Here is a 20,796-nt window from a genome sequence, read left to right on the forward strand (position 1 = left end):
GCACACCGCTCGTGGCGGCACAGGGTACTGCATGATCACGAAAATCGATGGGCGGGTCGGGAATTCTGTCCGGATTCCAGCCGTTGTTTCCATCGGATGCAGGGCACCCGGGAGGGTGTCGCGACCACTCAGTAAGGGAGCACGCATGGCAACCCGCGCCGTCGCCCGCCGACAGTCCGCCTCTGGCGGTTCGGAATCGGGAAGCAGGATCCGCGCAGTCAGCGGTGAGATCGCCGACCGCGACCTGGTCGGTATGTACCTCGACGAAATCGCGCGTACGCCGCTGCTCGACGCCGCCAAGGAGGTCGAGCTCTCGCAGACCATCGAGGCCGGTGTGTACGCACGCCAGATCCTCGACGGCGAGGTGGAGAGCAAGGCGGCCGGAGCCTCCAGCGAGGAACTGGAAGCGCTGTACGCCGCAGGAGAGCGCGCCAAGGACCTCTTCATCCGATCCAACCTCCGCCTCGTCGTGGCCGTCGCCCGCCGCTATCCGAGGGCCGGCCTTCCCCTGCTCGACCTCATCCAGGAGGGCAACGCGGGCCTGGTGCGCGCGGTCGAGAAGTTCGACTACGCCAAGGGCTTCAAGTTCTCCACGTACGCGACGTGGTGGATCCGCCAGGCCATCACCCGCTCCATCGCCGACCAGTCCCGCACCATCCGCCTGCCCGTCCACCTGGTGGAGGAGCTGGGCCGCATCCGCCGGGTCCAGCGCGAGTTCAACCGGGAGAACGGCCGCGACCCCGAGCACAGCGAGATCGCCGCCGAGCTGGGCTCCACGCCCGAGCGCGTCGGTGACGTGCTCGACTGGGCCCGTGACCCGGTCTCCCTGAACATGCCGGTCGACGACCAGGGCGAGACCCAGTTCGGCGACCTGCTGGAGGACACCTCCGCCGTCTCGCCCGAGCAGTCCGTGCTCACGCTGCTGCGCAGCGAGGAGCTGGACGACCTGATCGGCAAGCTCGACCAGCGCACCGCCTCGATCATCAAGATGCGCTACGGCATCGACGACGGCCGGGAGCGCACGCTGACCGAGGTCGGCAAGGAACACGGTCTGACCCGCGAGCGGATCCGCCAGATCGAGAAGCACGCCCTGATCGAACTGAAGAAGATGGCCCGCGACACGGGCTTCGACGCGGCGGCCTAGCCCCGCGCCCCCAAAGACGAGCTCCGGCACCCTCCCCCCCTGGTGCCGGGGCTCCCGGCCCCGGCACCTTCCCCCCCTGGTGTCGGGGCCCCCCTTTTTTTTGCCCGGCGCGCGCGCCGGGCAGCCGGGCACCTCCCCCGGCACCCCTCAGTCCTCCTCCGCGCTCGTGGTCGCCCGCGTCAGGCGCTCGCCGAGGTCGTGGAGGTAACTCGTCATCGCGGACGGTCCGTTGACGGTGAACTCGCAGTCCACCAGGGCCAGGCGCAGCGCCACCCACTCCAGGGAGTCGGTGCACGAGGCACGCAGCCGGCAGCGGTCGGCGCCCAGGGGCTCGGGTGCGCCGAGCGAGGCGGGCAGCCGTGCCGTCACGAAGTCGGCGGGAGCCTCGAAGGTGACGTCCACGTCCAGGACGGGCTGGAGCCGGTTCATGGAGGTGCGCACGAACTCCGCCGCGTTGGCCTCGGGCAGCTCGCGCGGCGCGAAGCGGGCGCCCGTCGCGAACGGCTCGGCGATCCGGTCCACCCGGAAGGTGCGCCAGTCGCCGCGCTCCACGTCGTAGGCGACCAGGTACCACCGGCGCCCCGTCGACACCAGGCGGTACGGCTCCACCAGGCGCTTGGTGGCGGTGCCGTCGCCCGACACGTAGCCGAAGCGCAGCCGCTCCTCACCGGTGACGGCGGAGGCGAGCGTGGTCAGGGTGCGCGGGTCGACCGTCGCGCCGTCGCCGCGCCACGGACCGGCCAGCGGCATCGTCGCCGCCTGGAGGCTCGCCACCCGGTGGCGCAGCCGTGAGGGCAGCACCTGTTCCAGCTTGGCCAGGGCCCGCACCGAGGCCTCGTCCACGCCGTCCACCGCGTGCCCGGCGCCGGCACGCAGGCCGACCGCGATGGCCACCGCCTCCTCGTCGTCCAGGACGAGGGGCGGCATCGCCTTGCCCGCGACGAGCCGGTAGCCGCCGTCGGCGCCGCGCGCCGCCTGGACGGGATAGCCGAGCTCGCGCAGCCGGTCGACATCGCGCCGTACCGTGCGCCGCGAGACCCCGAGACGCTCGGCGAGCTCGCCGCCGGGCCATTCGCGCGGGGTCTGGAGCAGGGAGAGCAGTTGCAGCAGCCGTGCCGGGGTGTCGGTCATGCCTCCACTATGGCGTGGCAATGAGGACACACCCTGACCTATACGGGGTCTAACTTTCCCTCCATGACCTCGACAACGACCAGCAGTACCCCAGAGACCGCGGCGGGCGCCGCAGCCGCCGACCGCCGCCGGTGGTTCGCCCTGGCCATCGTGATGACCGCGGCCTTCATGGACCTGGTCGACGTGACGATCGTCAATATCGCCATCCCGTCCATCCAGAAGGACACCGGGGCGAGCTTCTCCTCGATCCAGTGGATAACCGCGGGTTACGCGCTCGCGTTCGCCGCGGGTCTGATCACCGGCGGGCGGCTCGGCGACATCCACGGCCGCAAGAAGCTGTTCCTCATCGGCATCGGTGGCTTCACCCTCGCCTCCGCGCTGTGCGGCTTCGCGGCCAACCCCGAGATGCTGGTCGCCTCCCGCATCCTCCAGGGGGCGATGGCCGCGATGATGGTGCCGCAGGTCCTCTCGATCGTGCACGCCACCTTCCCCGCCCACGAGCGCGGCAAGGTCTTCGGACTGTTCGGTGCGGTCGTCGGGCTCGGCGCGGTGTCCGGGCCGCTGCTCGGGGCGCTGCTCACCGAGTGGAACCTGTTCGGTCTGGAATGGCGCCCGATCTTCCTGATCAACCTGCCGGTCGGCGTCGCCGGGCTGATCCTCGGCACCAAGTTCATCAGCGAGTCCAAGGCGCCCCGGGCCCTCAAGCTCGACCTCGTCGGCATGGTCCTGGTGACGCTCGGTCTGCTCATGCTGCTCTACCCGCTGACCCGTGGGCGCGAGCTCGGCTGGCCGCTGTGGGGGTACCTCTCCATGGCCGGCAGCCTGCTGGTCTTCGGCGGCCTCGTCGCGTACGAGCGCAGGAAGGCCGCCCGTGACGGCTCGCCGCTCATCGAACTGTCCCTGTTCCGCGTGAAGAGCTTCGCGGCGGGCATCGCGGTGCAGGCCACCTTCGGCGTCGGGCTCGGCATCTTCTTCCTGGTGTGGACGCTCTACATGCAGATCGGCCTCGGCTGGAGCGCGCTGCGCGCCGGGCTGACCGGGGTGCCGTTCTCGATCGCGGTCTCGGTGGCGGCCGGCCTGTCCGTGCAGAAGCTCGTCCCGCGCTTCGGCCGCAAGGTGCTTCAGGCGGGCGCCCTGACGATGGTGGCCGGGCTGCTGATCTACATCTGGGAGGCCGGTCACTACGGCATGGACATCGCGCCCTGGCAGATGGCGCTGCCGCTGGTCGTGATGGGGCTCGGCATGGGGCTGATCGTGGCGCCGCTCACCGACGCGGTGCTCTCGGAGGTCCCCAAGGAGCACTCGGGTTCCGCCTCGGGCCTGATCAACACGGTGCAGCAGATGGGCAACGCGCTCGGCCTCGGCCTGGTGTCGGTCGTCTTCTTCGGCTCGATCGGCGACGACCTGGTGCCGCCGGCGCTGGGGCGGGCCTTCGTGGAGGGGTTTCAGCATGCGCTGTGGTACGTGGCGGGGGTGCTGGGGGTGATCTTCTTGGTGATGTTTGCTTTGCCGGGGAGGGGGGCGGGTGCGGGTGCCGGTGCCGGTGCCGGTGCGGGTGCCGGTGCGGGTGCGATTGACGAGGCGGACCTCCTGACCCTGACCAAGGACCCGGCCCCGACCCCCTGACCGGCCCCGGGCACGCTGGCCCCGCCCGGGCGTGCCCGGCCCGGCCCGACCCGGGTGAGCGAGGCCCGGCCTGACCCGGGTGGGCGAGGCCCGGCCCCGCGGCTCCACCCTGCCGGTATTCGGCGGCCCCGTGCCTTTTGAGGTGCGGGGTTTTGGGGTGCGGGGGGGCTGGGGGTGCTGGGGGTGCCCGGGGTTCGCGCAGTTCCCCGCGCCCCTTGGCTCCGCGGTCGTGTGCGGGCCGTGGTTGCTTCTCGCGCAGTTCCCCGCGCCCCTCAACCCGCTGTCGGCCTCGCACCGTGCGTGGCTGGTCGCGCAGTTCCTCGCGCCCCTCAACCCCCTGGCCGTGTGCGGACCGTGGTCGCTTCTCGCGCAGTTCCCCGCGCCCCTAACCCCCGGCCGTCTGCGGACCGTGGTCGCTTCTCGCGCAGTTCCCCGCGCCCCTTAACTGCTCGGTGCGGGCCAGCATGCGCATCCTCAGCCCGTCCGGCGTTTGAGGACGAGCGCCCTTTAGGCGCGATAGGGGGTGCAGGGGGCGCAGCCCCCGCCGGGGTTCGAGGGGCGGAGCCCCTCAGGGGGTCTGGGGCGGAGCCCCAGGGGCCGGGCCTGTCCGACCCCCCGCACGGGCGGGCGGGTGGGCAGACCCGCCGGGGTTCGAGGGGCGGAGCCCCTCAAGGGGGTCTGGGGCGCAGCCCCAGGGCTCAGCCGGTTCAACCCGCTGCACGGGCGGGTGGGTGGGCAAACCCCCAAGGGGCCGGCCGCGCCCCCGGGGCGGGTGGCCCCAGGGGGCCCGGGGCTTTCGGCGAGGACCCGGGGGCCCTTGGTCCGGTTGTGCCCGGGGGGCGCCCGAATTGGTTTACATGGGCACGGGCACCCCGTAATCTGACCCCGTACCCACAGGTTCGGGCAGCAGAATGGACAAACCAGACATGTACGCACCGGAGCGCCAGCAGGAAATCCTGCGCATCGCGCGCGAGAGCGGAAGAGTGGACGTGCTCTCGCTCGCCGAGACGTTCCAGGTCACCGCCGAGACCGTACGGCGAGACCTGAAGGCGCTGGACCGCGCCGGTCTGGTGCGCCGCGTGCACGGCGGAGCCATCCCCGCCGGCCGCCTCGACTTCGAGCCCGACCTCGCCGAGCGCGAATCCACCGCCGCCGACGAGAAGGACCGCATCGCCCGGGCCGCCCTCGCCGAACTGCCCGCCGAGGGCAGCGTCGTCCTGGACGCTGGATCGACCGTCGCGAGGCTCGCCGCCGCGCTCCCCCTGGACAGCGGCCTCACCCTCGTCACCCACGCCCTGCCCGTCGCGGCCCGGCTCGCCGACCACCCGGACATCGACCTCCACCTGGTGGGCGGACGGGTCCGCCACCGTACCCGGGCCGCCGTCGACGCCTGGGCGCTGCGCGCCTACGGCGAGATCCGCGTCGACGTCGTCTTCCTCGGCACCAACGGCTTCTCCGCCGCCCACGGCCTCACCACCCCCGACCTCGCCGAGGCCGCCGTCAAGCGCGCCGCGATCGGCGCCGCCCGGCGCGTGGTCGTGCTTGCCGACTCCGCCAAGCACGGCCAGGAGCACTTCGCGCGCTTCGCCGACATGGCCGACGTCGACCTCCTCATCACCGACCAGGGGCTCGCCCCCGACGACATCGCCGCCATCGAGGCCACCGGCACGGACGTGATCACCGTATGAACATCCTCACCGTCACCCCCAACCCCAGCCTGGACCGCACCTACGAGGTCCCCGGTCTCCTGCGGGGCGAGGTGCTGCGCGCGAGCGGTGAACGGGTCGACCCGGGCGGCAAGGGCGTCAACGTCTCGCGGGCCGTCGCCGCCGCCGGCCACCGCACCGTCGCCGTCATGCCGCTCGGCGGCGCCCCCGGCGCCCTGGTCGCCGAACTGCTCGCCGCCGAGGGCATCGAGGTCGCCCCCGTGGCCGTGGCCGGCCGCACCCGCTCCAACATCGCGGTCGCCGAACCCGACGGCACCCTCACCAAGATCAACGCGCCCGGGCCCGAACTGAGCGCGGACGAGAGCGAGTTGCTCCTCGCCACCGTCAGCCGCACCTCCGTACGCGCCGACTGGATAGCCTGCTGCGGCAGCCTCCCGCCCGGCCTTGCGCCCCAGTGGTACGCCGACCTCGTGGCCCGCGCGCACGCCGCAGGGGCCAGGGTCGCCCTCGACACCTCGGGTCCCTCCCTGATCGCCGCCCTGCGTGAGCGGCCCGACGTGGTCAAGCCCAACGCCGAGGAGCTCGCCCGGGCCGTCGGCCGCCCCCTGGCCACCGTCGGGGACGCGGTCAAGGCCGCCGAAGAGGTGCGCGAACTCGGCGCGCGCGCCGTGCTCGCCAGCCTCGGCGCCGACGGCCAGCTCCTGGTGGGCGCCCACGGCACGTACTTCGCCAGTGCGCCGGTCGCGGCCGTGCGCAGCAACGTCGGAGCCGGCGACGCCTCGCTCGCCGGGTTCCTCGCGGCGGGCGGAGAAGGACCCGGGGCGCTCGCCGCGGCCGTCGCGCACGGCGCCGCCGCCGTGCAGTTGCCCGGCAGCGTGATGCCCGCCCCCGGCGACCTCGACCCGGCGGCCGTCACCGTCACCGACGCCGTACCGCTGGACCGCCCCCTCACCGAACCGGCGTCATGACCGCCGCCCCGCCCACCCCTCTCAGCGTGCAAAGGAGCCCGCGATGAGCCGGCTGATCACCGCGCAACTGGTCGACCTCCACCTCGACCTGGCCGCCGACTCCAAGGAGACCGCCGCCCGTTCGCTCGCCGAGCGCATGGTGGCCCTCGGCCGCGTCACCGACCTCGACGGCTTCCTCGCCGACGTGGCGGCCCGCGAGGCCCAGATGCCGACCGGGCTCGACGGCGGCATCGGCATCCCGCACTGTCGCAGCGCCCACGTCACCGAGCCGACGCTCGCCTTCGGGCGCAGCGCCACCGGGATCGACTTCGGCGCCCCGGACGGCCCGGCCGACCTGATCTTCCTCATCGCGGCCCCGGCGGGCGCCGACGACGCCCACCTCGGCATCCTCTCGACGCTGGCCCGCCAGCTGATGGACGCCGCCTTCACCTCCGCCCTGCGCGGCGCGGCCACTGCCGAGGAGGCGGCGTCCCTGATCGCAGGCGACGAGCCGCCGACCCCGGCCGACCCCATCCCCGCCGCATCGGCCACCCCGACCCCGGCCACGCCAACTCCGGCCACCCCGGCCCCGGCCACCCCGGCGCCCGCGGCCCCAACCCCCGCCACCCCGGCCCCGGCCGACACCAACCCCCCCTTCCGCATCGTCGCCGTCACCTCCTGCCCCACCGGCATCGCCCACACCTACATGGCGGCCGAGTCCCTGGAGCGCGCCGGGCAGGCCGCGGGGGTCGAGGTCAGTGTCGAGACGCAGGGCTCCGCCGGGTTCACCCGGCTCGACCCGGCCGTGATCGCCGCCGCCGACGCCGTGATCCTCGCGCACGACGTGCCCGTACGGGACAAGGAGCGCTTCGCCGGTAAGCCCACCGTCGACGTCGGCGTGAAGGCGGGGGTCAACCGGCCCGCCGAACTGATCGCCGAGGTGCGCGACAAGGCCGCCCGCGGCGAGGTCGCCGAGGCCGGTGCCAAGCCGTCCCCCGTCGAGGCGGCCGGCGAGCCCGACGAGGGCTACGGCACGAAGCTGCGCAAGTGGCTGATGTCAGGCGTCAGTTACATGGTCCCGTTCGTGGCGGCGGGCGGGCTGCTCATCGCGCTCGGCTTCGCCATAGGCGGCTACCAGGTCAGCGATGCCCCCTCGGTCGTGGACCACTTCCTGTGGACGGACTCGATGAGCTGGGCGGCGCTGCTGTTCCAGATCGGCGGGGTGGCGTTCAAGTTCCTCGTGCCGGTCCTGGCCGGCTACATCGCGTACGGGATGGCCGACCGCCCCGGTCTGGTGCCCGGCTTCGTCGGCGGCGCCATCGCCCTCGACATCAAGGCCGGCTTCCTCGGCGGGCTCGCCGCCGGTCTGATCGCGGGCGCCGTGGTCATGGCGGTGCAGAAGGTACGGATCCCGGCGGCGCTGCGCGGCATCATGCCGGTGGTGGTGATCCCGCTGATCTCCTCGGCCGTCGTCGGCTTCCTGATGTTCCTGGTGATCGGCGAACCGATCTCCAAGCTCCAGTCCGCGCTGACCAGTTGGCTCAACGGACTCACCGGCGCCAACATCGTCGTGCTCGGTGTGATCCTCGGCCTGATGATGTGCTTCGACCTCGGCGGCCCGCTGAACAAGGTCGCCTACACCTTCGCGATCGGCGGCCTCGCCGACGCCACCGACGGCAGCTTCAAGGTGATGGCCGCCGTGATGGCGGCGGGCATGGTCCCGCCGCTGGCGATGGCGCTCGCCACGACCGTACGGGGACGCCTGTTCACCCGCGCCGAACGCGAGAACGGCAAGGCGGCCTGGGTGCTCGGGGCCTCCTTCGTCACCGAGGGCGCCATCCCGTTCGCCGCGGCCGACCCGCTGCGGGTCATCCCGTCCGCGATGGCCGGCGGCGCGGTCACCGGCGCCCTGTCGATGGCCTTCGGCTGCACCCTGCGGGCCCCGCACGGCGGCGTCTTCGTGGTCCCGCTGATCGGCAACGCGTTCCTGTACCTGCTCGCCATCGCGGCCGGCACCGTGGTGAGCGCGGCCCTGGTCGTCCTGCTCAAGGGCCTGCGCAGGCGTCCCGCGGCGGAGGTCGCGGCGCCCGCCGGGGACGAGGAGGCGAAGGTGGCCGTGGCCGCCTGAACCGGCCCCGCGTACGGGATCCGCGCGGGGCCCCGGCCCCGGGCCGCCCAGCCCCGGTCCCCGCACGGGACCGGGGCCGGGCGCTGCCTGCCATGACGTGACATGTACCACTTGGGGACCAAAGTCCCTACAGCCCCTGCCGCAAGTCCCGGCCGGTGTTGTCTACTGGCCCCGTGGCTCAGAACATCACGATCATTCAGCAGATAGGCCTTTCCGTCCTCGCTGCGGCGAGTGTCGCCTGGGTCGTCGGTCTCGTCCGCGTCGTGCGCCGCGAGCGCGCCGACCGGGCCGAGTGGCACGCGCTGCGCTCCCTGCGCGCGGTGGGCCGCCAGGCCGGGCCGCCCGAGCAGGAGGCCGTGGCCCTCACCGAGGCCGAGCGCGCCGCCTTCGCCGGCCTGATCCGCCAGCTCGATCCACGCAGCTCCTGACCGTGCGGGGAGCGGCCCGTGGCGGCCGGCAAGCGCCGGATCGCCGTACGGGGGGCGGCCCGTGGCGCAGGCAAGCGCCGGATCGCCGTACGGTGGGCGGCCGGTGAGGGCCGGATCCCCGGGACCGGCGCGGGCTCAACCCACGTGTGCGCGGCGCTCCATGGCGGTGCGTGCGGCCTGCTCGCTCCCGTACACCTCGCACATGTGACGGCCGTCGGGGGTCGCGGTGTGCTCGACCTCCCACAGGCTCAGCTCGCCGCCGTCCAGCAGTAGGAACGCGTGCTCGTACAGGGTGAACGCGGCCTCGCGGCCGCCCGTGCGGCAGTGCCGGCCGAACGCCTGGGTGATGCGGTGCGCGTGTGCGCCGCGCAGCCGCAACGCCGTGCGCCCGCCCGGCCGGTCCGGGTTCTCGGCGCGGCGCAGCAGCCGCCGGGCGTGATCGGCCGAGTCGTCGGGGGCGTACGGGGCGCGCGGGCGGGCCGGGGACGCGGCGGCGCGGTCCGCGCCGATGACCTCCTCGGGGCCGAGTCCGGCCTCCCAGCAGTCCTCGACACCGTCGAAGCCCCCGACGGCCGGGTACGCGCCGATGACACCCGAGGCGAGCCCGATGCCGTTCAACTCCGCCACCAGCGCGTCCAGTTCGTCGTCGGGCCCGGCCGGCGGGCCGGCCGGGAGCGTCCCGCGGTGCAGCCGGGCCGCGGCGAGCCGGGCCTCGTCCTCGGCGGCGTACAGCTCGTGGGCGTACTCGCGGCCGTCGTGGTGGGCCAGCTCCCACAGCGTGACGGTCGTGCCGTCCAGGAGCAGATAGCAGTGCCGGTAGGTCTCGCGGCTCAGCCGCCGGCCGCCCGTCCCCGCCGCCGAGGTGTGCAGGGAGGAGTGGAGCGAGGTGGTGTGCGCCATCGCCAGGGCGAGCCGCTCGACGAGTTCGTCCGGCAGATCGAAGGAGTTCAGGGCCCGCCCGAGCAGGGCGGCCAGCTGGTCCTGCGCCGATTCGTCGCCGGGACCGCGCTCGCCGTCGAGCGGGTGGGGCACATGGAGCACCAAGGCTTCTCCTGGCCGTCGCTGTTGGTCACGTAGAAGGTGCTCAACGTAGCCCCTGGGGGCGGATCGCGCAGCGGGCATGGCCGAAACTTTTCCGGCCGGCACCCCGTATTTGGGTTACCGGCCGGTCAAGTCCGTTCCGTAGAACGGAAGTTGGTCAGGAGGAGCTGTCCGCCGTCCACTGTGCCCACGACAGGTTCCAGCCGTTCAGGCCGTTGTCCGGGGAGATGGTCTTGTCGGGCGAGCCCTTCACGATGACGACGTCGCCGATGAGGCTGTGGTCGAACATCCACTTCGCCGTGGTGTCACCCGCGGCGCCCTTCACGTCCCGCATGCCGACACAGCCGTGGCTGGTGCCCTCGTTGCCGAACACCGACGGGTCGCCCCAGTAGTTGCCGTGGATGAAGGTGCCCGAGGTGGACAGGCGCATCGCGTGCGGCACGTCCTTGATGTCGTACTCGCCGCCGAAGCCCACGCTGTCGCCGTTCATCCGGGTCTGCGTGAACTTCTCGGAGATCACCATCTGCCCGTTGTAGGTCGGGTGCGCGGCGCTGCCCGTCGAGACGGGGATCGTCTTGACGGTCTTGCCGTCCTGCTGGACCGTCATCTCCTGCGTCTTCACGTCCACCGTCGAGACCTGGTTGCGGCCGATGGTGAAGGTGACTTCCTTCTTCTGGACGCCGTAGACGCCCTTGGCGCCCTCCACCTTGTCCAGGTCGATCTTCATCGTCACCTTGGAGCCGGCCTTCCAGTACTGCTCCGGACGGAAGTCCAGGCGCTGGGAGTTGAACCAGTGCCCGACGACCGGCTGGCCGCTGCTGCTGGTGACCGTGATGTGGGAGAGGACGTCCTTCTTGTTGGTGATCGCCTTGTTGAAGTTGAAGGACACCGGCATGCCGACACCGACCGTGGCGCCGTTGTCGGGCGTGTAGGTGCCGATGAAGCTGTCCTTGGCCGAGACGGTGGTGAACTGCGCGTTCTCCGTCGCGGCCCGGCCCTTGTCGTCCTTGCCGTTCGCGGTGATCTTGTACTGGGTGCCGCGCTCGACCTTGCCGGTCGGCTTCCAGGACAGTCCGTCGGCCGCGAGCGTGCCGGGCACCGCCTTGCCGCCCTGCACCTCGGTCATCGTCACGTCGGAGAGCTTGCCGCCCTCCGCCTTGACGTTGACGTCGTTGATGGAGGCGTTGGTGGAGCCGTCCTTCGCCGAGATGGTGATCTTCAGCGTGGAGGCGTCCTTGGCGGCCGAGGCGTCCGTGCCCTTGCCGTTCTTGGCGTCGTCGTTGGCCTTGGCGTCGCCGCCGCAGGCCGTCAGCGCGAGCGCGCCGACCAGCAGCCCGGCCGCTCCCGCGATCAGGCGGGCACGGCGGCGGGCGGACGAACGCGCGGGGCGCGGGGTGCTGAACTGCTGAGGCTGCGCTGCGTTGTCCGACGCCGGCGGTGTCACGGGCTGCTCCATGTCTGCGCGATGTACTGCGAGGTGATCCAGTACTGACATAGAGCAACCGAACGGGTCGCCCGGTTGCGAGAAGGGATTGTGGCGGCCGTCACATTGCGGCGTGGCGCGGGCTCAACTCCCGTACAGATCCTGATAAGAGGGGAATGTCCCGCCGGGTCCTTCGATGCCCTCCGCCGCCCGTACGCCCTTGACGATCGCCCGCGCCACGACGTCCGCGCCCGCGGCCAGGACGTGGTTCAACTCCTCCGGGCCGAAGGGGTCGAGGGGGCTGCGAGGTCCGAAGGGGTCGCGGGGGTCGCGGGGGCCGTGAGGTCCGAGGGGGCCGGGCGTCCCGGACGCCAGCGCGAATACGGTGTCCCCGTCGTGCATGAGGTGGACGGGGCGGATGGCGCGGGCCAGCCCGTCGTGCGCAGTCCCGGCGAGCTTCTGCGCCTGCGGCCGGGTGAGCGGGGCGTCGGTGGCCACGACGGCGAGCGTGGTGTTGAGCGGCGGGAGGCCCATGCGCTCGCGGGAGTCGGCGATGCGCGCCTGAGCCGCCAAGTGCCGTTCCGGACGCGGCGGTTGAGGGGGCGCCCCCGCCCCGTACTCCCCGTACAGCACCCCGGTGTGCGGGTCGACCGCCGAACCCACGGCGTTGACGACCACGAGCGCGGCGACCCACACCCCCGAGGCGAGCCGCACACTCGCGGTGCCGACCCCGCCCTTGACCCCGCCGACCACCGCGCCGGTGCCTGCCCCGACGGTGCCCTGGGCGACCTCGCGTCCGGCGGCCCCGGCGGCCTCCGCGGCGGCCCGCCCCACCGGCGCGTCGGGCCGGGCCCGCCAGTCGCCGCCGCGCCCGAGGTCGAACACGCAGGCCGCGGGCACCACCGGAACCACCTGGTGCGGCTCGGGACCCACCCGCACCCCGCGCCCCTGTTCCTCCAGCCACGCCATGACCCCGCTCACCGCGTCGAGCCCGAACGCGCTGCCGCCGGTGAGGACCACGGCGTCGATGCGCTCGACGACGTTCTTCGGGTCGAGCGCGTCGGTCTCCCGGGTGCCAGGACCGCCCCCGCGCACCTCGACGGCGGCGACCGCGCCGCCGGGCGGGGCCAGCACGACGGTGGTGCCGCTCAGCGCACCCGGCCCGGCGACGGCCGCGTGCCCGACGCGGAACCCGGGGACGTCGGTGAGGGAGTCGTTGGCCATGGTCGCCATGCCTACCACGCCCCGCCCCAATACGGCGGTCCGGCCTCGTGGGGGCGGGCCGCCGTGTCATGTTGGACGCGGGAAGAACGACGGGCCGACACGAGGTGATCATGACTACTGACGCTGAGCTCGACCAGGTTTTCCAGGACGGCGGGGAAGTCGCGCGTGCGTATGAATTCGTCCGGCGCACCTACAGCGGCACACCCTGTAGGTACTGCAAGGACCGGGACACCGTAGGAATCGTCTACCAGCGCGCGGTGATGGTGTCGTGCGCGCACTGCGGATCCGCGACACGCATCGGCAGCCTCGCGGACCTGTGGGACCCGCACACGACTCCGCGGCAGAGCCCGCCGGCCCTGCGGACCGCACGGGACCGGCTGAACGCCCGGACGAGGCTCGATGGCACTCTCTGACCACCGACGGCGCTCTCTGACGACCAGCGGCGCACCGACGGCACCCTCCGACCGCCGCGCCGCTACAGCGCGGGCGCGGCCGGGGTGGTGGGCCGCTCGCGGTTCAGGGCCCAGCCGATCGCCACCGTCAGGGCCGACACCGCACCGGCCAGTGGCACCGCCGCGTGACCCGCGAACGTACAGCCGAGCACCGCCAACGCGGCTACGGGCAGCATCAGTTGCTGCGCCGTGCCCCGCTTGAAGTGACGGGAGTGCAGCAGCCAGACCGTCAGGAGGAACAGCGCGGCCGGGACCGTCACCGCGGACGCCGCCGCGTTGGCCGAGATGTGGGCCTTGCCCACGGTCTGCTCGATCGCGACCTCCATGCCCGCGCCGATCGCCGCCGCGGCGGCGAGCACCACGTAATGGCCGTAACCCCACACGAAGGCCTGCCGGTTGGAGGTCAGATGGTCGTGGATCGGCGCCGCGAAGTAGATCCACCACGCGGCGAAGACGATGAGCAGACCGCCCGCCGCGAGCGGTAGCAGATCACCCAGTTCGTCGTGCTCGTCGAGGGCCTCCTGGACGGCGATGGTCGCGGCCGACACCGTCTCGCCGAGCACGATCAGCGTGAACAGGCCGTACCGCTCGGCGATGTGGTGCGGATGCCAGGTGGTGGTGTGGACGCGCTCGGCGATCATCGGTACGGACAGTTCGGCCAGGGCGAGCAGCGGGAAGAGCCAGGTGCGGGCGGAGTCCGGCACGAACAGCAGGACGATCCAGCCCCCCTGGCACACCACGAGCCCGGCCGCGTACCGCAGGCACATCGCGCGCTCCGCCCGGTCCCGGCAGGACAGGGCGGCCCGCAGCCACTGGCTGGTCAGCGCGAGCCGCATCACGATGTAGCCGATGACGCTGAGCGTGAAGTCGCCGTCGAACGCGCGCGGCACGCCCGCCGCCAGGATCAGGACGCCGGTGATCTGGACGAGGGTCACCACCCGGTACAGGGCGTCGTCGGTGTCGTAGGCCGAGGCGAACCAGGTGAAGTTCATCCACGCCCACCAGATGGCGAAGAAGACCGCCGCGTATCCGGCGAGGCCCGTGCCCACGTGGCCCTCGGCCAGCGCGTGCACGAGCCGGGCGCCGCCCTGGGCGACGGCGACCACGAAACACAGGTCGAAGAAGAGTTCCAGCGGGGTCGAGGCGCGGTGGCCCTCGTGGCGGCTGCGCGCGGTCATACGTGGCATGCGCACAGCACACCAGACCGGCCGGTGCGTCAGGCGGCCAACACTCAGGCGGCCAGCACTTCGGGGCCGGCGGATTCGTACCGGTTCAGCACGAGCCGCGCGATCAGGGGATGGTCGGCGATCGGGGCCGACACGGCGTCGACACCCGCGGTCGCCTCCAGTACGCGGGTGAAGCGGCCGGGGGCCAGGAGGTGAGCGGCGATCGAGATCCGCCGGTACCCGGCGCGCCGGAGTTGTGCGACCCGCTGAGGGACGGTGGGTTCCGCGCCGGCGCAGTAGGCGTCGACCACCCGGACGCCGGGATGCGCGGACCTCAACTCCCTTACGACGGCCAGGGTTCCGTCCCTGCCGCCCGGCCGCGTCGAGCCCGCGCCCGCGACGACCACCGCGTCCCCGGGACCGCCGGCCGCGCACAGCCGGTCGTCCACCGCCCGGGCCACGTCCGGCTCGCCCGCCAGGCCCGGCGTCACGGTGCAGCGGAAGCGGCGCGCGACGGCGGGGAGGTCGACACTGCGGTGGTAGCCGTCGCCCAGGAGCAGCGGGACGACCACGGCACCGGGACGGTGGGCGAGGACCTCGGCGAGGCCCGGGCGCTGAAGGTCCAGGTGCCCGACCACGGCGGGGGTGGGCAGCGCGTGCACCAGCCGGTCGATGGTCCCGTCCGCCCCGGGCAGGGCGCTGCCGTGCACGGCGATCACCAGCATCTCGCGGCCTCCCGTCCGGACGGGCTGTGGGTGCCGGGGTGGTGTCGTGACACCCCGGCCTTTTCACGGTAGCTCGGGGCCGGGCCCGGCGCGGGCCGCCGAGGTCCCCGGCCAGGGGGCCCTTGGACCCTGCCCGGGACGGACTCCGCCCCCGGACGCTGAGGTCGCCCCCCGCACGGCACGCCGGTCACGGATGCCGGCGGGTGTCCTCCGGGTGACCCAGCACCGCGTGGAGGTGGGCCAGCTCCGCCCAGTCGGCCGCCAGCCCCGGATCGGCGAGCTCCACCGTCTCCGCCGCCAGCGCCTTCACCACCGCGCACACCGCGCAGGAGCCCGGATCGACCGGCCCGGGCCGGGGCCGCGTGACGTCGGCCGCGTCCAGTGCGGCGAGATCCACCATCAGGACCCCCAGGGCGCTCACCGCTGGTCGCCCGCGCCATGAGGGTGCGAACGGATCACCTCGGTGGCCTCGGCCACCCCTTCGGGGCTGCCCGCCATATGGGCCCGCGCCCGCGCCCGGCCCGCCGCACGGCAGAGCTCGCAGGAGGGGGGCGGCGCGGCGTCCGCGGGGGGTGCGTACTCCGGGGGAGAAGTCATGGGTCCAACCGCCTTCGCAGTCCCGTGGGCGCGGATCGGCTGCGCTCCGTAGCCGATCCGTCACTGAGCAGGTTCAGCGTGGGGCACGCCGGGGAAGCATTCAACCTGTTCAAACAGGACGGAAGATTGGTGAACGACCCATGAACAAGCGGGAGTTGAACCCCGACGCTTCACCGCAGGCAGCCTTCGGGGCGCGGCTGCGCGGGGCGCGCGAGGAACGGGGCTGGACGCAGGACGAACTGGCCGAGCGCATGGACTATTCGAGCGTGCACATCTCGGCCATCGAAACCGGCCGCAAGCCTCCGACCCTCCGCTTCTCGCGCAGCGCGGACCGGGCGCTCGGCAAGGCAGGCACGGACGGCGCGTTCGAGCGGGAGTACCGCGAGATCAAGCACGGCGGACTGCTGGAGGGATTCCCGCAGTACGTCGAGCACGAGGGGCGGGCGGTGGAGATCCGGCTGTACCAAATCGGGATCGTTCCAGGGCTCCTTCAAACACCCGAGTACATGAGGGCGTTGGCCGACAGCGCCGTGTGGCGCGGTGCCATCACCCCCGAACAGGCCGATGAGCGCGTCGCGTTCCTGGCGCGGCGGCAGGCCGCGCTGGTGCGGGCGCGCCCACCCGCGATGCTGGTGGTGATGGACGAGAGCTGCATCCGTCGGCCGGTCGGCGGGCCCGAGGTCATGGGGGCGCAGCTCGACCGGCTCGTGGAGTTCGCCGCACTGCCCAACACCGTCCTCCAGATCGCCCCATACAGCATGGGGGAGCGTCGTCCGTTCGATCTCCCGCTGAACTTGCTGACGTTGGCCGACCTGTCCGTCACCGCCTACGCGGAGTCGCAGATGCGCGGCCACTTCGACCGGGACACGGGTGCCGTGCTGCCGCTGCTCGCGGCCTACCATCAGCTACAGGCCGAAGCGCTGTCGCAGACGGCATCGGTGGACCTGATCAACGAGGCACGAAAGGGCACCCCGTGACCACGACCGACTCCCTCCGCTGGATCACGTCTTCATACAGCAACAACGGCGGCAACTGCGTTGAAGTGTGCGCCTGGGTCAAGTCCTCGTACAGCAACAACGGCGGCGACTGCATAGAAATCGCCACCGACCTCACCGACTCGCACAGCGTCGCCGTACGCGACAGCAAGAACCCCCACGGCCCCACCCTCGTCCTCGCGCCGCGGGCATTCGCCGGGCTCGTCGAGTTCGCCCGGCGGGACCGGGTGTAGGGCGGCGGGGGGTTTCGTCGCGGGGTCCCGCCGCGCAGAGTGGAGGCATGACCACACCCGCGCAGCAGCTCCGCGACCTCGCCCGCACCCGCGCCTCCCTCGACGGGCAGGACGTCACCTACTGGTGGTCCGGCGACGTGTACTCCTGGGCGCCCGACGAGCCCTACCAGCGGCTCTTCGGCTTCGAAGGGGTCAACGTCGCCCGGCTCGTCCCCGACGAGGGGGCCGGGCCCGACGCGTACCAACTGCTCACCAGGGAAGCCGCGTTCTACCTGGACCCGGACAGCCGCGAGATCCTGGAGACCTGGCAGGGCCTGCCCGTCGTGCACATCTGGAACGACCCGGCCAACCAGCGCTGGCGCCCCTTCCCGGTGCCCAGGACCGAGCTGGGGGACCAGGTCTGCTTCAGCCTGGAGATCCCGCTGGCCTACCCCTCGCCGCTGCCCGTGGCCCAGTACCCCGAGCACTCGGCCGGCGACACGTACAAGGCCCTGGAGCTGTTCCAGTTCTTCGCCCACCGCGCCGACCTGGCCGGTGACGCACCCGGCGTCCCGGCCACCATGTCCTGGACCCGGATGTCGCCGTGGCTGCCCTGGATGGCGCGCGGGCAGCGGCCGGGCGGGCTCACCTACCACTGCCGGGGCCGCAAGCTCGGCTCGTACGCCGAGGTGCCCGAGCGCACCCGCGGCTACATCGCCGAGCACCACCCCGAGTACGCGCACGCCCCCGAGAAGTGGAGCGAGCCCAACGAGACCAGCTGGACCTACTTCCGCAAGCTCCACCCGCCCCGCTAGGCGGCGGGTGCGACAGGGCCGATCGCCCTGCTCCTTCAGGGTCCCCGGACCCTGGTGAGCAGGGCTTTTTCGGGGCCTGCGGCGTGGGCGGGCGATCTAGCGTCGAAGGGGCGGATCCCTCGCGGTCCGTCCCCGCGAAGGGCGAACCCCTTCCGGTGCGCCCCCGCACCCAGCCGAGCCCCGGAGCGAAGCCATGGCACAGCCCGCGCAGAACCTCGTGCTGATCGGTCACGGCATGGTCGGCCAGCGCCTGTTGGAGGCGCTCGCCGAGCGCGGCGCCCTCGTGGAGCGCGGGGCCCCCGTCGGCACCGGCGCCACCGGCTGGCACGCCACCGTCCTGGCCGAAGAGGACATCCCCGCCTACGACCGGGTGCACCTCTCCGCCGCGTTCACCGGAGCCACCGCCGCCCAACTGGCCCTGTGCGACGACGAGTTCATGGAACGCAACGGGATCGACCTGCGGCTCGGCGACCCCGCCGAAGCCATCGACCCGGCCGCCCGCACGGTCACCACCACCTCCGGCGCCGTCGTCCCCTACGACGCGCTCGTGCTCGCCACCGGCTCCCACCCCTTCGTGCCGGACATCCCCGGCGCCGACGCCACCGGCTGCTTCACCTACCGCACCCTGTACGACGTCGAGCAGCTCACCCAGTACGCCCGCGACGGCGCCCGCAGCGGTGTCGTCATCGGCGGCGGGCTGCTCGGCCTTGAGGCCGCCGGGGCGCTGCGCACCCTCGGTCTCGACACCCGCGTCGTCGAGTTCGCGCCCCGCCTCATGCCGCTCCAGGTCGACGACGGCGGCGCGGCGGCCCTGCGCGCCACCATCGAATCCATGGGCGTCGCCGTGCACACCGGAGTCGGGGCGCGGGCGGTCGAGCTGGACGAAGCCGGCCGGGCGCGCGGGCTGCGGCTCAGCGACGGAGGCCGCATCGATGCCGACGTGGTGGTGTTCTCCGCCGGAGTGCGGCCCCGCGACCGGCTCGCCCGCGCCTGCGGGCTGGCCGTCGGCGACCGGGGCGGCGTCGCCGTGGACCAGTACTGCCGCACCTCGGACCCGTCCATCTACGCCGTCGGCGAATGCGCCCGGACCGTCGACGGCCGCGTCTACGGTCTGGTCGCCCCCGGCTACCAGATGGCCGAGACCGTCGCCGAGCGGCTCGCGGGCGGCGCCGACCGCACCTTCACCGGCGCCGACACCTCCACGAGGCTGAAGCTGCTCGGCGCCGACGTCGCCTCCTTCGGCGACCCCTTCGCCGCGCCGGAGAGCGGCGCCGTGGAGGTGCTCTTCTCCGACGGGCGCGAAGGCGTCTACAAGAAACTGCTGCTCGGCCCCGACGGGCGTCTCATCGGGGGCATCCTGGTCGGCGACGCCGGGGCGTACGGAACGCTCCAGCCGCACACCGGGCGCCAACTCCCGGGCCCAGCCGCCGCGTTCGTGTCGCCCGGCGCCGGTGAGCTGCCCGGCGCGGACGCGCTGCCCGACGACGCCGTCGTCTGCTCCTGCCACAACGTCACCAAGGGCCAGGTGCGCGGCGCCATCACCGAGCACGGACTCACCGACATCGGCGGCATCAAGCGCCGCACCAGGGCCGGCACCGGCTGCGGGGCGTGCACCGGCTCGCTCCAGGCCGTCCTCGACGCCGAACTCGCGACCCGGGGCCTCGCCAGGGCGCGGGGACTGTGCGAGCACTTCGCCCTGTCCCGCTCCGAGATCTACGCCGCCGTCCGCGACCAACGACTGTGCTCCTTCAGTGAGGTGATGGAGCGTCACGGCGCGGGCGGCGACGGATGCGCGGTCTGCAAGCCCGCCATCGGCAACATCCTCGCCACCCTCGCCCCCGAACTCGGCATCGGCCACGTCCTCGACGGCGAGCAGGCAACGCTCCAGGACACCAACGACCTCTTCCTCGCCAACCTCCAGAAGGACGGCACCTACTCCGTCGTCCCGCGCCTCCCCGGCGGCGAGGTCACCCCCGGGCAGATCATCGCGCTCGGCGAGGTCGCCCGCGACTACGGCCTCTACACCAAGATCACCGGCGCCCAGCGCATCGGCCTCTTCGGCGCCCGCGCCGACCAGCTCCCCGACATCTGGCGGCGCCTGGGCCGGGCGGGATTCGAGTCCGGGCAGGCGTACGGAAAGTCGCTGCGGGCCGTCAAGTCCTGTGTGGGCGCCCGCTTCTGCCGCTTCGGACAGGGCGACTCCATCCAGCTCGCCGTCGACCTCGAACTGCGCTACCGGGGCCTGCGCACCCCGCACAAGTTCAAGGGCGGCGTCTCCGGCTGCCTGCGCGAATGCGCCGAGGCACGCGGCAAGGACATCGGCGTCATCGCCACCGCCGGCGGCTGGAACCTGTACGTGTGCGGCAACGGCGGCGCCCGGCCCCGCCACGCCGACCTGCTCGCCTCCGACCTGACCACCGCCGAGCTCTTCACCACCGTCGACCGCTTCCTCATGTACTACGTGCGCACCGCCGAACGCCTGGAGCGCACCGCCGCCTGGATCGAGCGCATCGACGGCGGGCTCGACCACCTCAAGGACGTCCTGCTCGCCGACTCCCTCGGCATCTGCGGCGAGCTCGAAGCCCAGATGGCGCGGCACGTCGCCGCCTACCGCGACGAATGGCAGACCGTCCTCGCCGACCCCGCCGCCCTCGCCCGCTTCGGCCGCGTCGACTTCGGCGCGCTCGACGACCTGGAGCCCGGGCGCGGGCGCCCGGCCCGGCTCCCCGACGGCAGCGAGGCCGCCCTGTTCAAGGCGCGTACGGGAGAGGTGTACGCCGTCTCCAACCGCGACCCGTACACCGGCGCCGACGTCATCGCCGGTGGCATCATGGGCAGCCGCGACGGGGTCCCGGTCGTCACCTCGCCCCTGCACAAGCAGGAGTACGACCTGCGCACCGGGCAGTGCCTCGACGACCCGGACGTCCGCCTGCCCGTCGTCGACCTCACCGACCTGCCCACCACCCGCTTCCCTCCGGCGCCGCGCGCGGCGGCGGGTCCTACGGCTGGACGCGGCGGGTCCTAGGGCTGCCCGCACTCATGGCGTTCGCCTCTCACCGCGACCCCCGCCCCCGG

At 72.9% G+C, this 20,796-nt stretch carries 18 protein-coding genes; 10 read left to right on the top strand and 8 right to left on the bottom strand.

The genetic code is table 11. The annotated features are described in order from the left end of the window. The first annotated feature begins 145 nt into the window (after nucleotides 1–145). Nucleotides 146–1,144, top strand: a complete 999-nt coding sequence (locus ACGF3I_RS24170) for an RNA polymerase sigma factor RpoD/SigA (RefSeq protein ID WP_393135293.1) — start codon at nucleotides 146–148, stop codon at nucleotides 1,142–1,144. 147 nt (nucleotides 1,145–1,291) lie between these two features. Here ACGF3I_RS24170 and ACGF3I_RS24175 read toward each other — a convergent pair whose 3' ends face one another. After that, complete coding sequence (locus ACGF3I_RS24175; protein WP_393135295.1) at nucleotides 1,292–2,275, bottom strand: helix-turn-helix transcriptional regulator; 984 nt, start codon at nucleotides 2,273–2,275, stop codon at nucleotides 1,292–1,294. A 63-nt stretch (nucleotides 2,276–2,338) separates the two neighbouring features. Here ACGF3I_RS24175 and ACGF3I_RS24180 point away from each other — a divergent pair, with 63 nt between their 5' ends. From ACGF3I_RS24180 to ACGF3I_RS24200, 5 genes are all read left to right on the top strand, one after another. Then, nucleotides 2,339–3,901 (top strand): MFS transporter, encoded by a 1,563-nt coding sequence (locus tag ACGF3I_RS24180; RefSeq protein WP_393135297.1) that lies wholly within the window; start codon nucleotides 2,339–2,341, stop codon nucleotides 3,899–3,901. Between the two features lie 926 nt (nucleotides 3,902–4,827). Further along, nucleotides 4,828–5,589: a DeoR/GlpR family DNA-binding transcription regulator gene (locus tag ACGF3I_RS24185; RefSeq protein ID WP_393135299.1), complete on the top strand. Its 762-nt coding sequence runs from the start codon at nucleotides 4,828–4,830 to the stop codon at nucleotides 5,587–5,589. Then, nucleotides 5,586–6,536, top strand: a complete 951-nt coding sequence (gene pfkB / locus ACGF3I_RS24190) for a 1-phosphofructokinase (RefSeq protein ID WP_393135301.1) — start codon at nucleotides 5,586–5,588, stop codon at nucleotides 6,534–6,536. The genes ACGF3I_RS24185 and pfkB overlap by 4 nt, the downstream gene beginning before the upstream one ends. A gap of 43 nt (nucleotides 6,537–6,579) precedes the next feature. Next, nucleotides 6,580–8,643, top strand: a complete 2,064-nt coding sequence (locus ACGF3I_RS24195; RefSeq protein ID WP_393135303.1) for a fructose-specific PTS transporter subunit EIIC — start codon at nucleotides 6,580–6,582, stop codon at nucleotides 8,641–8,643. A 173-nt stretch (nucleotides 8,644–8,816) separates the two neighbouring features. Beyond that, nucleotides 8,817–9,071, top strand: coding sequence for a hypothetical protein (locus tag ACGF3I_RS24200; protein ID WP_393135305.1), 255 nt, complete (start codon nucleotides 8,817–8,819; stop codon nucleotides 9,069–9,071). 135 nt (nucleotides 9,072–9,206) lie between these two features. Here the strand turns inward: ACGF3I_RS24200 and ACGF3I_RS24205 are convergent, their stop codons facing one another. The 7 genes from ACGF3I_RS24205 to ACGF3I_RS24235 form a co-directional block, all read right to left on the bottom strand. Continuing rightward, nucleotides 9,207–10,112: a DUF6227 family protein gene (locus tag ACGF3I_RS24205; protein ID WP_393135307.1), complete on the bottom strand. Its 906-nt coding sequence runs from the start codon at nucleotides 10,110–10,112 to the stop codon at nucleotides 9,207–9,209. A gap of 157 nt (nucleotides 10,113–10,269) precedes the next feature. Further along, nucleotides 10,270–11,568 carry an Ig-like domain-containing protein gene (locus ACGF3I_RS24210; RefSeq protein WP_393135309.1) on the bottom strand — a complete coding sequence of 433 codons (1,299 nt, stop codon included), beginning with the start codon at nucleotides 11,566–11,568 and terminating at the stop codon, nucleotides 10,270–10,272. Between the two features lie 111 nt (nucleotides 11,569–11,679). Further along, nucleotides 11,680–12,768 (bottom strand): P1 family peptidase, encoded by a 1,089-nt coding sequence (locus ACGF3I_RS24215; protein ID WP_393135311.1) that lies wholly within the window; start codon nucleotides 12,766–12,768, stop codon nucleotides 11,680–11,682. Nucleotides 12,769–13,234: 466 nt separating this feature from the next. After that, nucleotides 13,235–14,398 (bottom strand): low temperature requirement protein A, encoded by a 1,164-nt coding sequence (locus tag ACGF3I_RS24220; RefSeq protein ID WP_393135313.1) that lies wholly within the window; start codon nucleotides 14,396–14,398, stop codon nucleotides 13,235–13,237. A 44-nt stretch (nucleotides 14,399–14,442) separates the two neighbouring features. Further along, complete coding sequence (locus tag ACGF3I_RS24225; RefSeq protein ID WP_393135315.1) at nucleotides 14,443–15,102, bottom strand: sirohydrochlorin chelatase; 660 nt, start codon at nucleotides 15,100–15,102, stop codon at nucleotides 14,443–14,445. Between the two features lie 187 nt (nucleotides 15,103–15,289). Continuing rightward, nucleotides 15,290–15,523 carry a hypothetical protein gene (locus ACGF3I_RS24230; protein WP_393135317.1) on the bottom strand — a complete coding sequence of 78 codons (234 nt, stop codon included), beginning with the start codon at nucleotides 15,521–15,523 and terminating at the stop codon, nucleotides 15,290–15,292. Beyond that, the gene (locus tag ACGF3I_RS24235) at nucleotides 15,520–15,699 is read right to left on the bottom strand and encodes a hypothetical protein (RefSeq protein WP_393135319.1); all 180 of its coding nucleotides are present in this window, start codon (nucleotides 15,697–15,699) and stop codon (nucleotides 15,520–15,522) included. Before ACGF3I_RS24235 ends, ACGF3I_RS24230 begins: the two co-directional genes overlap by 4 nt. Nucleotides 15,700–15,839: 140 nt before the next feature. Between ACGF3I_RS24235 and ACGF3I_RS24240 the strand changes: the two genes are divergently transcribed. From ACGF3I_RS24240 to nirB, 4 genes are all read left to right on the top strand, one after another. Further along, complete coding sequence (locus tag ACGF3I_RS24240; RefSeq protein ID WP_393135321.1) at nucleotides 15,840–16,676, top strand: Scr1 family TA system antitoxin-like transcriptional regulator; 837 nt, start codon at nucleotides 15,840–15,842, stop codon at nucleotides 16,674–16,676. Next, entirely contained in the window at nucleotides 16,673–16,927 is a 255-nt protein-coding gene (locus tag ACGF3I_RS24245) for a DUF397 domain-containing protein (protein ID WP_393135322.1), read from the top strand. The genes ACGF3I_RS24240 and ACGF3I_RS24245 overlap by 4 nt, the downstream gene beginning before the upstream one ends. A gap of 47 nt (nucleotides 16,928–16,974) precedes the next feature. Continuing rightward, nucleotides 16,975–17,721, top strand: a complete 747-nt coding sequence (locus tag ACGF3I_RS24250; protein ID WP_393135324.1) for a DUF1838 family protein — start codon at nucleotides 16,975–16,977, stop codon at nucleotides 17,719–17,721. Between the two features lie 193 nt (nucleotides 17,722–17,914). Further along, entirely contained in the window at nucleotides 17,915–20,746 is a 2,832-nt protein-coding gene (nirB, locus tag ACGF3I_RS24255; RefSeq protein ID WP_393135326.1) for a nitrite reductase large subunit NirB, read from the top strand. Nucleotides 20,747–20,796 lie beyond the last annotated feature (50 nt).

It is taken from the genome of Streptomyces sp. NPDC048111, from assembly GCF_043202815.1.
In the GTDB taxonomy this organism is placed as follows: Bacteria; Actinomycetota; Actinomycetes; order Streptomycetales; family Streptomycetaceae; genus Streptomyces.